Raw genomic sequence first — 15138 nt, 5'->3', positions numbered from 1 at the left:
GGAAGCCTTCGCTTGGAACTTACGTCGTCTCACCGACTAATAATCGAATATATATCTAATTAAATCAGCAGTTTATCATATTTTTCAGATTCTCTCTTTGGGTTCAGAAAGTTTGGCCAATGTCTATTTTGCCAACGCCGCATTGTGTGAATCTACGGGCCAGTTGTCCTGATGATCCAAATTGGCGGTAGGCAGTCGAAAAGCTCCTTGCCGTTAGGGAAGCTCCGGCTCTTGTCACCCGAAGCAGTCTGCCGAGGGCATCGTTTGGGAGAACATCATGTTCGATATACCCACCGCGCCAACGCGCGTTCACTACCTATTTCAAGAAAACAAGGAGGCGCTGCAGAATGCGGCGCTTCTATTGGGCGGCCCCCGCTGGCTCAAACGAGTTCAAAACCTATTCGAGAAGCTCTGGACCGAAAATTCCCTTAACGGCCGTGTCGGTCGTGAAATCACCGCACTTCATCGTCTACTTACTCTCGTTCACGTGAATGATCCGTCCCGTCCTGAAGCGGCATACTTTAAAGCAATTGACCCTATGTCGCCTCATCTCGAGGAAATATCCTTTTTGGCTGACCAGCTTCGTCGGGCTTTCGAAGAGGCTTGCGACGACAAGGGTCTCGACTGCGAAGAGGAAGGGCGCAAATATGAATGATACCGCCATTTCGGAAGATAGGCTCCAATCTCAGATCGAATCTGCCTTAGCTACGTCAGACAAGACGCTGCAAGCTATCGCTTTCGCAGCGGAAACGGAGGCACTTGAGGGGGCACTACTCGACGATGTGCTCAATTTGAAAGAACGGATCAATGGACTTGCCATCTTTGCGACAGACGAACACTTTGCCGTAATGAGAGTGGCTGATCGCCTCGAACCGGTTATCCTCGCAGCAACAACTGTTCATTACCTCTCAGCAGAGGAATGGGACATCAATCCACCGAGCGAAGAGAAGGTTGTAGAGCGCTATGGTCTCGCGGCAATCGACCTCCGGAGCCTTCTGCGAGATCTCGCAGAGCAGTTGGCTGGAATCCAGAACATGCTGAAAGCGGAGCGGATTGCAGCGGACCTTCGCGGCGACCAGGCCTGATCTTCGCACCCGCGTTGCCAGGTGAGGCGACGCGGGCCTTATCGACCGTCCAGAAAGACGGCCGATATATACGGTTCAGGCCTGTCACAAAACACTTGCTGAAGTTGTCACATGCGTGGCACATTCACGGTCACACGCGGAGTCATACTGCGGTCGAAGACGCTTTTACGTTTGTATTCCGAAGGTTGTGGCCGGTTTCTTGGGTCCCTACCGCCGGAGCCAATTTTTCTACTCATTAAAGATTTACGAGCTAAGCCCCCTTTCGGGGGCTTTCGTCGTTTTGGGCTTGGGGCAACATTTGGGGCGGCCCGAATTTACTTGCGATCGACCCTTTGGAGTGCTCCCGCCCGGTGGTCAATCCAGCAACGCGTTGCGTCGGGTTGCCCGACCGCAAGCTGTCCTCCCGGATTCCTGCAAGGTATCATAAACGGGTGTCGGTCAACCCAGCGATCAGATCGGCCAAGCGGTGTGAACCCGCTTGGCTCAGGAACCGCCCATCGCGCCAATGCCACCGAACCAGCAGCCAATGCCGCACGCCTCAAGAGTTCATAAGCGGTGTGGCCCGCCCGATCTGGGCGAGCCTCTTGATCAGAAACCTTCGGGCAAAAGGCCTGCTGGCATGTTCTGATAGCACACCGGGCGCAGGAAACGCCGGATCGACAGGGTGCCGACCGAGGTTGCTCCGAAGTTGGTCGAGGCCGGGTAGGGCCCGCCGTGAACCATGCTGTCGGCCACTTCGACGCCGGTGGGGAAGCCGTTGACCAGCAGGCGCCCGGCTTTGCGTTCGATGATTGGCATCAGACGCCGTGCAGTCTCAGTATCCGCGTCGTCCATTTGCAGCGTGATCGTAAGCTGGCCTTCCAGCCCTTTCGCAAGGCTTTCCATCTCTTCGATTGAGCTGGTCCGAACGACGAGGCCAAGCGGGCCGAAAACCTCCTCTCCCAACTCATGATCTTGCAGATACGCGTCGGTATCCGTTTCATAGAGGTTGGGCAGGGCGTTGCGGCCTTCGCTTTCGGTGGACAGGCGCGGCTGCACGGCATTGCGCCGATCAAACCGGGCCTTGCCGTCGCGGTACGCCTGCGCGATCCCGTCTGTCAGCATCACCTGCGCAGGTGCGTCTTGCAGGGCTGCGGTCGCGGCTTCGACAAAACTATCGCCTTCCGCGCCTTTCGGCACAACTGCGATGCCGGGGTTGGTGCAGAACTGGCCCGCGCCCATCGTCAGCGACCCGGCCCAGCCTTCGCCAAGGGCTTGGCCGCGCGCTTTACACGCCTCGGGCAACACGAACATCGGATTGACCGAGCCGAGTTCGCCGAAAAACGGGATCGGCTCGGGCCGGGCGGCGCAAAGGTCGAATAATGCGCGGCCCCCGCCAAGCGAGCCGGTGAAGCCCACGGCTTTGATAAGCGGATGCTGCACCAGTGCTTGGCCGACCGTGCGGTTGCCGCCTTGGATCAAGGAAAAGACACCTTTTGGCATGTCGCATTTTTCAATCGCGGCATGCACGGCCTCGGCCACGATCTCGCCCGTGCCGGGGTGGGCGGAGTGCCCTTTTGCGACGACCGGACATCCTGCGGCCAGCGCTGCGGCGGTGTCGCCCCCGGCGGTGGAAAAGGCCAACGGGAAGTTCGACGCGCCGAAGACGGCAACAGGGCCAATCGGGCGCTGGACCATGCGCAGCTCCGGGCGGGGCAGGGGCTGCCGGTCGGGCAGGGCTGGATCGACCCGCGTATCAAGGTAGTCGCCCTTTAGAATATGTTCGGCAAAAAGCCTCAGCTGCCCCGTGGTGCGCCCGCGTTCACCGTTCAGCCGCGCTTCGGGCAGGCCGGTTTCGCGCGTGCCGATATCGGTGATCGCCTCGGCGCGGGCTTCGATTTCGTCGGCGATGGTGTTGAGGAATGCGGCCCGCGCCTCGCGGGTGCTATAGCCGTAGGACCAGAACGCAGCCTCGGCCGCTTCGCAGGCCTGATCGACGAGCGCCGTTGTCCCGACGCTGAAATCATGCGCCGGACCGCTGGCGGGTTCGGAAGCAAAGGTCTGCTCTGCGCCGACCCATGTGCCGGCGATCAAATGTTTACCATGCGGGGTGAAGCTCATGCTGCTGTCTCCTTTTGCGAATTTCTGACCATCTTGCAGGCAATCTCGAAAGCGGCGCGGGTGGCGCCGAGGTCGGCTGTGCCTTGGCCTGCGATGTCAAATGCCGTGCCATGCGCCGGGGTGGTGACGGGCACCGGCAGCCCGCCTTGAACGGTCACGCCGCGGTCAAACCCCAGCAATTTAAGGGCGATCTGGCCTTGGTCGTGATACATCGTGACCACGGCGTCGATCTCGCCTTTCGTGACCTTGAGAAAGACGGTGTCAGACGGCAGCGGACCCGTGACAGCCATTTGACCGCCTGCCATGTGACGCACTGCCGGTTCGATCACGTCGATCTCCTCCCGGCCAAAGTTGCCGCCGTCCCCGGCATGGGGGTTGAGCGCTGCAACGGCGATGCGGGGCCGCGCGTGACCGGCTTGCCGCAGGGTGCGGTCGATCAGGCGGGTGGCTTCTTGGATGCGGTCGGGGGTGATCGCGTCGGCCACGTCCCGCAGGGCGATATGGCTGGTGACCCGGCTGGTCCACATATCGTCGAGCGTGTTGAGTTCGGAAATATAGTTGGTCACGCCGAGTTTTTCGGCGATGTAATGCAACTCATCGGAATGCCCGATCCCGGCCATATGCATCGAGGCCTTGTTGAACGGGGCGAAGACAATCGCGTCGATCACCCCCTCCTCAACAAAGGCGAGCGCTTGGTCGAGGACCCGTAGCGTGGACCGGCCCGAGGCTTCGGTGCTTTGGCCAATGACGACATCCTCGGCCGCGATGGTCTCCATCTCATGCAGGGCGATTGGCGCATGCGCCGTCCAATCCTGTGCCGCCGCATCCACCGCCGTCATCGCGTGGTCGCACCCGGCTTGGCGCTGCCCCATCTCAAAGACATGACGGTCGCCGATCAGCAGGATCTGCGCCTGATCGCAGCAGTCATCGGCCAGCAGCCGGGCGACAAGTTCCGGCCCGATGCCGCTGGGGTCACCGGGGATAACACCAATTCTTGGGGTCATGTTCACTCCGTTTCTGTATTGTGGTCCTTGGCTTTGCCGTCTTCTTGCAAAGCGTTTTTGGTATTGGTGACGGCCGAGGCGAGGTGATGGCGCAGCGCCTCGGATGTGGCTTTGGCGTCGCGCCGCGACAGGGCGTCGACGATGGCGCGGTGTTCGGCCAAGGTTTGGCCGCGGCCCGAGCGCCGTTGCGAGGATTGAAACCGCGCCCGCCACAGCCGCGCATTGAACTTGAGATGCGTATCGATCAGCGGGGCGTTGCGGCTTGCCTGCACAATGGCTTCGTGCATCTGCATATCGAGGCGAAAGGATTCCAGCGGGGAAAGGGTGCTGTCTCCGGCCTCAATCTGGCGTTGATACTCGGCCACTTGAGCGATCTCGGCATCGGTGATGCAGGCGCAGGCCAACTCCCCGGCCAAGGCTTCGAGTGCGCCCATGACGATCAGGTTCTGTTCGATCTCATCCAGCCGGGGGTTGGCCACTTGCGGGCGACGGGTGACCGAATATTCGATCAACCCGTCCTGTTCGAGAATGGTCAAAGCACGGGTCAGGGGGTGCGGCTGATGCCCAAGGCAGCGGCCAGGTCACGCTCCGAGATATGCGCCCCGGCGGGCAGTTTCTCTAGCAAAATCAACTCGCGCAGCTTGTCGGCGGCGACCTCTACCAATGTGGCGCGGGGCCGCGCGAGGGCAAGCTCGCCCGTGTCGAGGTCCGTGATGTCGGTCTTCTTGCTCATGTCATTTTCCCCAGCTCAGCACCACCGGCTCAAGCGGCCGGATCAAGCGGAGTAGGGACTCTCGTGTCTGAGGATGCAATGGGGCAATCGGGTGACGACAGAATTCCGACCGGATCACGCCGCCTTCGACCATCGCTGCCTTGGCCGAGCGGAAGCCGCATTGACGGTTTTCATGGTTCACCGCAGGCAAGACGCGGGCATAGGCATCGGTCGCGGCCCGAAGATCGCCAGCCGCGAAATGGTCAATCACCGGCTTGATCTGGTCGGGGATCATGGCGCTGGTCATGGCGCCGGTGGCCCCGGCTTCGAGATCGGCGAGCAGCGTGATCGCCTCTTCGCCGTCGAAGGGGCCTTCGATGGCGTCGCCACCTGCCGCGATCAAGTCACGCAGCTTGGTCGCGGCCTGCGGGCATTCGATCTTGAACAGACGCACCTCTTCGATCTCGCGCGCCATGCGCACAAGCAGGGGCACCGGCATGTCCACCCCCGAAAGCGGCGCGTCTTGCACCATGATCGGGATGCCGACGTCGCCCACTTGGGCAAACTGCTCAAAGCTTTGCTCTGCGGAGCCCTTCAGCAATGCGCCATGGTACGGGGGCATCATCATGACCATCGCGGCACCATGGTCTTTGGCGTGCTGCGCGCGGGCCACGGCGATTTGAGTGGCATAGTGGCTGATGGTGACGATGACGGGCAGCCGCCCCGCCATATGCTTGAGCGAGACCTCGGTCAAAAGGCGGCGTTCCTCATCGGTGATCAGGAACTGTTCAGAGAAGTTGGCGAGGATGCAGATGCCATCGCTGCCCTGATCGACCATACAGTCGATCACACGTTTCATGCCCTCATAGTCGACCGTGCCGTCATCGTTGAACGGGGTAGGGGCGACGGGCCAGATGCCGGAGTATTTAGTCATTCTGTGATCTCGAAATTGGAAAGATGTTTGTCGGAAATGGTGATGCCGAGGCCGGGTTTGTCGTCGTCGAGCTGCAAGAACCCGTCCTGCGCCTCGGGGTCGCCTTCGAAGATGTAGTAGAACAGCTCATTGCCGACCTCGACATCGAAGACCGGGAAGTATTCGGACATCGGACAGTTAATATTGGCCATGGTCAGGTGATAGTTATGCATCTGCCCGGCATGTGGGATGACCGGGATCTGCGCCGCCTCGGCGATGGCGTTGATCTTTTGCGCCGCCGTGATGCCGCCAACGCGGTTGGTATCATATTGCAGCACGCTGACTGCGCGGCGGTTGATCAGTTCGGCGCAACCGATCACGCTGTATTCATGTTCGCCGCCTGAGATTGGGACGATCCCCATGGCGTTCAACTCGGCATAGCCTGCCACATCGTCGGCGATCACCGGCTCTTCGAGCCAGCGCGGCTCGTATTTTGCCAGTTTGGGCAGCATCCGCTTGGCATAGTCGAGGTTCCAACCCATGTAGCATTCGAGCATCAGGTCTTTGTCGTAGCCGATCACTTCGCGCAGCGCTTCGACCCGTTTGAGGTTCTCGCGCATGCCTGCCATGCCGTCCTTCGGGCCAAAGCCAAACCGCGTTTTAAAGCCGGTGTAGCCGTGCTGCATCGCCTCTTCCGCTTCGGCTTGCATGCTTTCGACAGACCCCGCGTAAAGCTTGGAATAGTAGACCGGGATTTTCTCTTTGGTGCGCCCGCCCAAGAGTTTGAACACGGGTTTGTCGACCAGTTTGCCCATCAGATCCCAGATCGCGATGTCGACGGCCGAGATCGCGGTCATCCCGACTCCCTTGCGGCCCCAAGCGTGGCTGCGGCGGTACATTTTCTCCCACAGATAGGCGTAGTCGAAGGGGTCTTCGCCAACGACCAGCGGGGCGAACCATTCGTCGATCGCCTGTTTCACCAGCGTCGGAGCCAAGGCCGCATTGCCGATGCCGATCGTGCCGTCTTCGGTCTCAATCTCGCAGGTCAGCCACTGGTGAAAACGAAAGCTCGCCATGGCATCGCCCTTAATCCAAAGGGCATCCGACGCATTGGTGCAGAAATTCCCCGAGGGGGCACGGTCGGCCCTTTCCAGTTCCAGACACGGGTGCGGACGGATTTAATCTTAGTCATCAGGGCCTCTCTTTTTTCACTGTTTCTCGTTCTGCCGGACACTTCCGAAGACGAATCATGTTGACATCACTCTTAGCATCATATTGGAGTTTTGGAATGCCAAAATGCTAAAGCGCCAAATTACGGAGGGGAAGAAATGAAAAATGAACGACTGCACAAGCTGCCGTGCGTTCGTGGCTCATTTCCCGATAGGCAAAGGTGCAATGGATGCGGCAGAACTTTCTTAACCAACGGAGGAGATACGATGAAAACCCTTACAAAGAGCCTGAGCGCCAGTCTGGCCGCTGCGACCTTTGCACTTGTGACACCCGTGGCCGCGGACACCTATGTGGTGGCCGTGGGTGCGGCGTCGAACAGCCTGCAGGGCAAAAGCGCCGCACGCTTTGCCGAACAACTGCAAGAGCAACTGGGCGACGCCCACACGGTGGAATTCTATGCCGATGCACAGCTCGGCAACGAAAAGGAACTGATGCAGAAGCTGCGTCTGGGCACCGTGGATTTCACGCTGATCTCTTCCATCATGACCAACGTTGCGCCCGAATTTGCGCTATTTGACATGCCGTTTTTGGTACAGGATCGCGCGCACCTAAAAGCAATCGACGCCGAGATCGTGCAGCCCGATTTGGCCCCACTGGCGCGCAAAGTGGGGCTTGAAGTGCTCTCCACTTGGGAAAACGGTTTCCGCCAGATCACCAACAATGCCCGCCCGATCAACACCCCCAGCGATTTGGATGGGCTCAAAATCCGCACGCCGTCTTCTGAATGGCGGGTTTCGATGTTCAAAGAATGGGGCGCAAACCCGACGCCGATGTCTTTCTCTGAGGTGTTCGTCGCCCTTCAGACCGGCACAATGGACGGGCAGGAAAACCCGCTGACCAATATCGTCGGCGCGAATTTCCAAGAGGTGCAGGGCTACCTGAGCCTGACTGGCCACGTCTATTCACCTACCTATCTGACCACCGGGGCCGAAACCTGGTCGAAACTTCCCGATGAGGTCAAAACCGCCGCGACCGAAGTTGCCGCATCCGTTCAGGACTGGTCGCTGGACCAAGGCGAAACCGCCGACGGTGAATTGGTCGAGAAGGTCCGTGCAGCGGGGGTAGAGGTCAATGAGGCCGACAAGGCCGCCTTTATCGAAGCCTCCGCGCCGATCTACGCTGCCTTCTCCAGCCAAGTGCCGGGGGCGACGCGCTCGTCTCGCGCGCGCAAGAACTGGCCAAGTAAACGCAGCTTCGCCCCGGTTGGCATGGGCTGGCCGGGGCCACTCAGAACAGGAGACAGGCATGGTCGCTAAGATCGAGCGTTTACTTCTTTGGGCAATCGAAACGGTTTGCCTCGCGCTGTTGGTGACACTGGCGGGAGCGGTCGTTTATTCGACCACCATGCGTTACCTCGGTGCATCGCCCGCATGGTACGATGAGATTGCCAGCGTCCTGCTGGCTTGGCTCACCTATTTCGGCGCCGCCTATGCGGTGTTCATGCGCCAGCACATGGGCTTTTCGGGCATCGTCATCGCCTTGCCGAAATCTGCGGCCATCGTGCTGACATTATTTTCCGAACTGCTCGTCATCATTTATTTCTCCGTCACAGCTTATTACGGCAATGCCGTGTTGGCGGTGGCGAAATGGGATTCCCTGCTGTCTTTGCGCTGGATGACCTTGGACATCGTGCAATCGGTGATCCCGATCGCTTCGGTCCTGATGATCATCGGCACCCTATTGACCCTGCCGCGCGCCCTGCGCTTGGCCGCGCAAGGGATTGATCCCGAACATGCAGAAATCGACAAAGCCATTGCCGAGGCCGAGGCCGAAACCGCCACGCTCGACCTAAAGGACACCGCCAAATGATCCTCCTTTATACCACCATTGCCCTGATCACCCTGATCTTGATCAACGTGCCCATCGCCGTCGCGATCGGGGTGACCTCTATGGCGGGCTTTCTGCTGACTTCCGGGCCAGACGCCTTCTATGACATGGTGATCAAGCTCTATTCCGGCTCGACCTCCTTTCCGCTGATTGCCATTCCGTTGTTCATTCTGGCGGGCAATCTGATGAACACCTCCGGTATCTCTCTGCGGCTGATCAACTTTGTCACCGCGCTGATCGGTTTTATCCGCGGCGGGCTTGGCATGGTAAACATCGGCGTCTCGATGGTTTTTGCCGAGATCTCTGGCTCGGCTGTGGCCGATGTGGCGGCGACCGGCACCGTCTTGATCCCCGAGATGAAGCGGCGCGGCTATTCGCGGACATTGGCGGCGGCGATCACATCGTCTTCGGCATCGCTTGCCATCATCATCCCGCCCTCGATCCCGATGATCCTCTACGGGGCCATTGCCGAAACCTCGGTGATCAAGCTTTTTGTCGCGGGGGTCGTGCCCGGCCTTTTGGGGGCCTTTCTGTTGATGACGGTGACCTATGTGCTGGCCGTTCGCTATGACCTGCCGCGTGCCGAGAGCTTTGATCTGGGCCATGTGGGCCGGACCTTCAAAGAGGCGTTCTGGGCCTTGACCATGCCGGTCATCATCCTTGGCGGTATCTTTTCTGGTTTGGTCACCGCCACCGAAGGCGCGGGGCTTGCGGTCATGGCGGCCTTGGTGATCGGGCTGTTCATCTACCGTGATCTGGATGTGTCCCGGCTCCGCAAGACCATGCTCGAAGGCGTCAGCCAGACCGGCGTGGTGATGCTGCTGGTGTCCACCTCCGCCGCTTTGGGGTTGTTCCTGACCCAAGCGCAGGTGCCGCAAACCTTGGCGGCCCAAATCACCGAAGTCACCACGAACCCGCTGATCGTTCTGGCGCTGTTGAACCTGCTCTTGCTGGTCTTGGGGATGTTCCTGCATGGGGCCGCCGCGATCATCTTGGTCGTGCCGGTGGTGATGCCGCTGGTCAATGCGGTGGGGATTGATCCGATCCACTTCGGTATCATGGTAACGCTGAACCTTGCGATCGGTCAGCAGACCCCGCCTGTGGCATCGGTGCTTATCACCTCCTGCTCCATCGCCCGCGCGGGCATCTGGGAAACCTCGCGCACCAACTTGCCGTTCATCGCCGTGCTGGCGTTTGTTTTGCTCTTGGTGACCTATGTGCCCGAAGTCTCCCTCGCGCTGACGCACTACCTTGATTGAGCCAGATCAATGTATTCTCGGGTGGGTGATCCTGCCCGAGACTGCATGCGTTTTGCTGAGACTACGACGGTTTCGCCTCCCGGCGCGGCCATTATCCCCGCGGTGATTGCCCACGTATGGGAAAGGGTTTTGCCCAGTTGCAGCACCCGGCTTCGACCCCCAGCAAGGCTGTTTTGCGATCTGGCCGCTGTGGCGTTTGTGTAAACAAGGCCGCCGTAGCTTTGGGCCCACGGCGCGCCTAGGCCCGCAGCAACCCTGCCAAAACAAACGGCATTTTCCCCCTCTGTCACAAATGTTTTGCATTGTCGGGCCACAAGGGGCCGCAATGCGTCTAAGTATAAATTGACCAAATGGTCTAACGCGCGCATTCTGCCGACAATTAGTACACTAGAAAGAGGATTTCCCATGACACGAACTATTCTGCTGGCCGGCACCATGCTGGCGGGTCTCGCCTCCGTGGCTCAAGCCGACACGCTGCGTCTTTTGACATGGGGCGGCTACGCACCTGAGGACGTGGTCGCGAAATTCGAAGAAGAGACCGGCCATACCGTCGAAGTCACGAAATCCAACAATGAAGAGATGATCGCCAAGCTGCGCGCCACGGGTGGCGGTGGTTTCGACCTCGCCCAGCCATCGCAAGACCGCATCATGGGCCCGCAGATGGAATTTGGCATCTACAAGCCGATTGACGTCTCCAAGCTGAACAAAGAGCTTTTCATTCCCTCCATGCTTGATGCGACGATGGGCAACACCACCGTGAACGGCGACGTTTATGGCGTGCCGCATGTCTGGGGCACCTCCGGTCTGGTGATGAACACCGCCGAAGCGGGCGAGACGGTCAAGGATTACACCGACCTCTGCGCGCCGGAAGTGGCGGGTAAGGTCTCCTACCGTCTGAAACGTCCGACGCTGATCGGTTTCGCCTTCGCCATGGGCGAAGACCCCTTTGCCGCCTATGGCGACGAAGCCAAATACGCCGAGATCATGGGCAAGGTCGAAGCCAAGCTGATCGAATGCAAAGAGAACGTCAAAACCTACTGGGGTGGCGGTGATGAGCTGATGAACCTGCTGCGCTCGGGCGAAGTGACCGCGTCGATGGCATGGGACACCGGCGGCTGGAAGCTGAACGACGACAACGCTGACCTGACCTTCGTGGCCCCGACCTCGGGTGCGTTGGGCTGGATCGACACCTTCGTTCTGCCCGCCAAAGGCCAGGCCGATGATGTGGCCTATGAGTGGATCAACTTTGTCATGCAGCCCGAAGTCGCGGCGATGATCACCGCAGCGGCGGGCAACTTCACGGCCTCTGCCGGCGCGGATGAGTTTGCCGAAGACAGCCTGAAAGCCAAGTATCAGGCCAGCTTCCCGCAGGAAGCCATCGACAACATCAAATGGTATCCGCCGGTGCCCGCCGGTCTGGAAACGATCGAAGGCGAAGTGCTGGACCGCGTCCAAGCTGCCAACTGATAACTGACCATCGGGCGGCACCCTCGATTGAGGGTGTCGCTCCATTACACGGAATTCACATGACCCCAGATCTGGAATGCGTCGACCTCGTTAAGCGGTTCGGCGATACCACCGCTGTTAACAACGTCTCCTTCACGGTGCCGCCGGGCAGTTTCTTCTCCATCCTCGGGCCTTCGGGCTGCGGCAAAACGACGATCATGCGGATGATCGCGGGGTTTCTTGACCCGACCTCCGGTGACATTCGGATCAAGGGCGGATCGGTGCTCGACACGCCGCCGAACAAGCGCCCTGTGAACATGGTGTTCCAACATCTGGCGCTTTTCCCGATGATGACGATTGCCGAGAATATCGGCTATGGCCTGCGCCGCCGCGGCATGGCCAAGGGAGAGATCGCGCGCAAAGTCGATGAGGCGCTCGACCGGATCGGCCTGCCGGGGATCGGCGCGCGCAAGGTGGATGAGCTTTCGGGCGGTCAGAAACAACGGGTCGCCATCGCGCGCTGCATGGTGTTGGAGCCTGACGTGCTGCTGCTGGATGAGCCGCTGGGCGCACTGGATCTGAAACTGCGCGAACATATGAAGGTTGAGTTGAAGGCCCTGCAAGCTGCCTTTGACACGACATTCATCTATATTACCCATGACCAATCCGAAGCGCTGGTGATGTCGGATCAGATCGCCGTGATGAGCAACGGCCAGTTTGAGCAGGTCGGCAAGGGGCAAGACCTCTACTACCGGCCCGAGACGCCATTTGTGGCAGGCTTCATCGGGGAATCAAACCGCTGGAAGGGCAAGATTGAGCGGGTTGAGGGCGACGCGCTGCAACTGCGCACCGACAGCGGACTGGCGATGCGGGCGACGGGCGCGGGCCTTGCCCAAGGCGCACGGGCCGAGATTTTCGTGCGGCCTGAATCCATTCGTCTTGCCGCCAGCGCCGATGCGCTTGCAGGCTTTGACAATCAACTGACGGGCACGGTGACCGGCCTACTGTTCAACGGCGCGGCTTCGCGCGTGTTGGTGCAGGACGATGTTGGCGAAACGCTCGACGTGACCCTGCCGCAATCGGGGGAATTCTCAAACCTGAAACGCGGCGATGCGGTGCATATCGGCTGGGGTGCGGGGCAGGCGACCTGCTTTGGGGCCGCCTGATGCGCAGCCAATCCCGCATTACATTCTACCTGCTGCTGACGCCTTTGGTGCTCTGGCTGGGTCTGCTGATCATCATCCCGCATATCGACATGCTGCTGATTTCGCTGCGCGAGCGGATCAGCTTTGGCGTCTATGAAGCCAGCTTAGCGCAATACGAAAAAGCGCTGACCGAACCGCTGTATCTGCGGACCTTCTGGCGCACGGCGGTGATGTCGGTGCTGGCAACCGCGCTGACGCTGCTGATCGCTTTTCCGGTGTCTTATTACATCGCCAAGATGGCGAAGGGGCGCTTGCAACAGGTGTTGTTCCTGCTCTGTCTGATCCCGTTCTATGTCTCTGAATTGGTGCGTACTTTCGGCTGGATGATCCTGCTGCGCGAGACCGGTCTCGTCTCGAACCTGCTGCAATGGGTGGGTCTGGCGGATCGCCCGGTTGAGATGCTTTATACCGATGCCACGATGATGGTGGGGCTGGTCTATACCTCGATGCTATTTATGGTGGTGCCGCTTGTCACTACGCTGGAAAGCCTCGACGACAGTGTGATCGAAGCGGGTTATGATCTGGGCGGCAGCGGGCTTTCCGTCCTGCGTGAGATCATCATCCCCCATGCCATGCCCGGTATCGTGTCGGGCTGTATCGTGGTCTTTATGCTGAGCTTGGGCAACTACCTGACGCCGACAATGCTGGGCGGCAAGGACAGCCTGTGGTTCACCGAAATGATCTATAACCAGTTCATCGTGCGCTCCAATTGGGAGCTGGGCGCCGCCTTTGGCTTTATGCTTTTGGTGCTGTCTTCGGTGATCGTCTGGGGGATGCTCTGGCTTACGGGCCGAACCCTCAAGGAAACGATGGGGTGATCCAATGATCCCGACAATCCCGCAATCGCGCAGCTTTCGCATCCTCTATGGCGGCTATGTGGCGCTGTTCTTTCTCTATCTGGCCCTGCCGCTGACCGTGGTCGCGGTCTTTGCCTTTAACGACAGTCAGTTCCCCTCCCTCCCGTGGGAGGGGTTTACGTGGAACTGGTTCTTTGGCGAGGAGCGCCCGCAGATCGGCGTCTTTCATGAACGCGGCATTCTGCGGTCGGTGGGCACATCGGCATTCGTGGCGCTTTGCGTGGCGATCATGTCGGTCTGCGTGGGCACGACGAACGCCTTTTTGTTCAACCGCTATGAGTTTCGCGGCAAGGGGTTTCTCTATGTGCTGATGCTGCTGCCGCTGGTGATCCCCGGCATCGTGCTGGGCATCTCGGTGCTGGTGTTTTCCTCCACGCTGGCCAACGGCGTCTGGGACATGGCGCAGATCGACATTCAAGCGCTGCGCCCCGGTCTATTGTTGGTGATCTTGGGGCAGTTCAGCTTTATCACTACCATCGCCACGCTCGTCATCTCGGCCCGGTTGCAAAAGTTTGACCGCACGTTGGAAGAGGCGGCGCTGAACCTTGGCGCGGATCGTTTGACCGCCGTGCGCACGATCACCCTGCCGTTCCTTGCGCCTGCAATGGTCGGAGCGGTCGTGGTGGCGTTTCTCATGAGCTTTGAGAACTTCAACACGACGCTGATGCTGGTGGGTTCTGATGCGCCGCTGACCATCGCCATGTTCGATCGGTTAAAAGAGGGCTCGACCCCACTGTTGAACGCCGTGTCGCTGCTGTTGATGCTGGGCTCGTCGCTTCTGGCGCTGATGGTGATCTTGTTTCAAAAACGAAGCTAAGACCTCGGCAGGCCCGTGCTGGGCCTGCCGCCTTTGGCTAAAGCGCCCCGTGCACCGCCAGACAAAACCTTTCTAACATATCCGCATCCTCGGCGAGGGTGCGCCGCAGCGACCGGGGCAGTTCAAGCTGCACCCCTCGCCAGAGCGGGTGCGGTTGCAGATGTTCGTCTCATGCACGCCGGGCAGGGTAGTGTTGGGCGCCGCGTCAAACCCCGCGTCGCGCAGGGCCGCGCCGATGGCATCGCGCAGCGCCTCGGCACGCCCACCAAGCCAGACTGTTTCTGTGCCATCATCCTTGCGCCCATGGATCGCCACGGCCACCGTCGCCCTCGCCACAAGCTCCAACGCCTGCGGCTCGTCAAAGCGGTGCGAGGTGATGTGGAAATCCCCATGCGCCCCGGCCTTCAGCGCCTCGAACAGATAGTAGGAATAGTCGCTTCCCGCGATGGCCTCGGCGATCAGGCTGGTCTCAGGCTCAATCGTGCCGCCGTGGGGCGCCAGAATGATCACCGCGCTGCCCCGATCCTCGGCGCGGATGCGGTAGTCGAGGTCCGCTGCCATCTCGGCAGAGAGGTCGGCGAAATTGTCGAAACGATCTGTCATGGACTGGCTCCTATCAGTTGGGGGCAGGGGCGGGGGCGGCGGTTAAACGTCGAGCTTGCGGACCGTCTTGCTGATCCGCC

The 15138-nt window shown here is 59.9% G+C and carries 16 protein-coding genes; 9 read left to right on the top strand and 7 right to left on the bottom strand.

All coding sequences use genetic code 11. The features are described 5' to 3' along the window. Nucleotides 1–277: 277 nt before the first annotated feature. Together ACFQAU_RS02515 and ACFQAU_RS02510 are read left to right on the top strand one after the other, a co-directional pair. Nucleotides 278–655 (top strand): hypothetical protein, encoded by a 378-nt coding sequence (locus ACFQAU_RS02515; RefSeq protein WP_132445624.1) that lies wholly within the window; start codon nucleotides 278–280, stop codon nucleotides 653–655. Further along, nucleotides 648–1085: a hypothetical protein gene (locus tag ACFQAU_RS02510; protein WP_132445627.1), complete on the top strand. Its 438-nt coding sequence runs from the start codon at nucleotides 648–650 to the stop codon at nucleotides 1083–1085. The genes ACFQAU_RS02515 and ACFQAU_RS02510 overlap by 8 nt, the downstream gene beginning before the upstream one ends. A 588-nt stretch (nucleotides 1086–1673) precedes the next feature. Here the strand turns inward: ACFQAU_RS02510 and ACFQAU_RS02505 are convergent. Genes ACFQAU_RS02505 through ACFQAU_RS02480 form a run of 6 tightly spaced genes read right to left on the bottom strand, consistent with a single transcriptional unit; the run spans nucleotide 1674 to nucleotide 6890 of the window. After that, nucleotides 1674–3185: an aldehyde dehydrogenase (NADP(+)) gene (locus ACFQAU_RS02505; protein ID WP_132445630.1), complete on the bottom strand. Its 1512-nt coding sequence runs from the start codon at nucleotides 3183–3185 to the stop codon at nucleotides 1674–1676. Next, a complete protein-coding gene (locus tag ACFQAU_RS02500; RefSeq protein WP_132445633.1) occupies nucleotides 3182–4189 on the bottom strand; it encodes a 4-hydroxythreonine-4-phosphate dehydrogenase PdxA in 1008 nt (335 codons plus the stop codon). Before ACFQAU_RS02500 ends, ACFQAU_RS02505 begins: the two co-directional genes overlap by 4 nt. A gap of 2 nt (nucleotides 4190–4191) precedes the next feature. Further along, nucleotides 4192–4725: a GntR family transcriptional regulator gene (locus ACFQAU_RS02495; protein ID WP_386280289.1), complete on the bottom strand. Its 534-nt coding sequence runs from the start codon at nucleotides 4723–4725 to the stop codon at nucleotides 4192–4194. Between the two features lie 8 nt (nucleotides 4726–4733). Further along, a complete protein-coding gene (locus ACFQAU_RS02490) occupies nucleotides 4734–4922 on the bottom strand; it encodes a GntR family transcriptional regulator (protein WP_386280287.1) in 189 nt (62 codons plus the stop codon). Nucleotide 4923: 1 nt separating this feature from the next. Beyond that, complete coding sequence (locus ACFQAU_RS02485) at nucleotides 4924–5835, bottom strand: dihydrodipicolinate synthase family protein (protein ID WP_132445636.1); 912 nt, start codon at nucleotides 5833–5835, stop codon at nucleotides 4924–4926. Continuing rightward, complete coding sequence (locus ACFQAU_RS02480) at nucleotides 5832–6890, bottom strand: L-rhamnonate dehydratase (RefSeq protein WP_386280282.1); 1059 nt, start codon at nucleotides 6888–6890, stop codon at nucleotides 5832–5834. Before ACFQAU_RS02480 ends, ACFQAU_RS02485 begins: the two co-directional genes overlap by 4 nt. A 360-nt stretch (nucleotides 6891–7250) precedes the next feature. Here ACFQAU_RS02480 and ACFQAU_RS02475 point away from each other — a divergent pair, with 360 nt between their 5' ends. The 7 genes from ACFQAU_RS02475 to ACFQAU_RS02445 all read left to right on the top strand — a co-directional run bounded on the left by ACFQAU_RS02475 (nucleotide 7251) and on the right by ACFQAU_RS02445 (nucleotide 14455). After that, nucleotides 7251–8300, top strand: coding sequence for a TRAP transporter substrate-binding protein (locus ACFQAU_RS02475; protein ID WP_386280277.1), 1050 nt, complete (start codon nucleotides 7251–7253; stop codon nucleotides 8298–8300). After that, entirely contained in the window at nucleotides 8290–8853 is a 564-nt protein-coding gene (locus ACFQAU_RS02470; protein ID WP_120350529.1) for a TRAP transporter small permease, read from the top strand. Before ACFQAU_RS02475 ends, ACFQAU_RS02470 begins: the two co-directional genes overlap by 11 nt. Further along, on the top strand, nucleotides 8850–10130 hold the full coding sequence (locus tag ACFQAU_RS02465; protein WP_132445639.1) for a TRAP transporter large permease: 1281 nt from the start codon (nucleotides 8850–8852) through the stop codon (nucleotides 10128–10130). The genes ACFQAU_RS02470 and ACFQAU_RS02465 overlap by 4 nt, the downstream gene beginning before the upstream one ends. 405 nt (nucleotides 10131–10535) lie before the next feature. Beyond that, a complete protein-coding gene (locus ACFQAU_RS02460; protein WP_132445642.1) occupies nucleotides 10536–11597 on the top strand; it encodes an extracellular solute-binding protein in 1062 nt (353 codons plus the stop codon). Nucleotides 11598–11656: 59 nt separating this feature from the next. Then, the gene (locus ACFQAU_RS02455; RefSeq protein WP_132445645.1) at nucleotides 11657–12742 is read left to right on the top strand and encodes an ABC transporter ATP-binding protein; all 1086 of its coding nucleotides are present in this window, start codon (nucleotides 11657–11659) and stop codon (nucleotides 12740–12742) included. Beyond that, a complete protein-coding gene (locus tag ACFQAU_RS02450) occupies nucleotides 12742–13599 on the top strand; it encodes an ABC transporter permease (RefSeq protein WP_132445648.1) in 858 nt (285 codons plus the stop codon). Before ACFQAU_RS02455 ends, ACFQAU_RS02450 begins: the two co-directional genes overlap by 1 nt. A 4-nt stretch (nucleotides 13600–13603) precedes the next feature. Then, complete coding sequence (locus ACFQAU_RS02445) at nucleotides 13604–14455, top strand: ABC transporter permease (protein ID WP_132445651.1); 852 nt, start codon at nucleotides 13604–13606, stop codon at nucleotides 14453–14455. Between the two features lie 72 nt (nucleotides 14456–14527). On the opposite strand, the gene ACFQAU_RS02440 is transcribed toward ACFQAU_RS02445, so the two are convergent. Beyond that, a complete protein-coding gene (locus ACFQAU_RS02440; protein WP_386280256.1) occupies nucleotides 14528–15058 on the bottom strand; it encodes a poly-gamma-glutamate hydrolase family protein in 531 nt (176 codons plus the stop codon). Nucleotides 15059–15138: the final 80 nt, after the last annotated feature.

This window comes from Sulfitobacter profundi (assembly GCF_042661425.1).
GTDB classification, from domain to species: Bacteria; Pseudomonadota; Alphaproteobacteria; order Rhodobacterales; family Rhodobacteraceae; genus Sulfitobacter; species Sulfitobacter profundi.
This window is presented reverse-complemented; position numbering and strand designations above follow the sequence as displayed.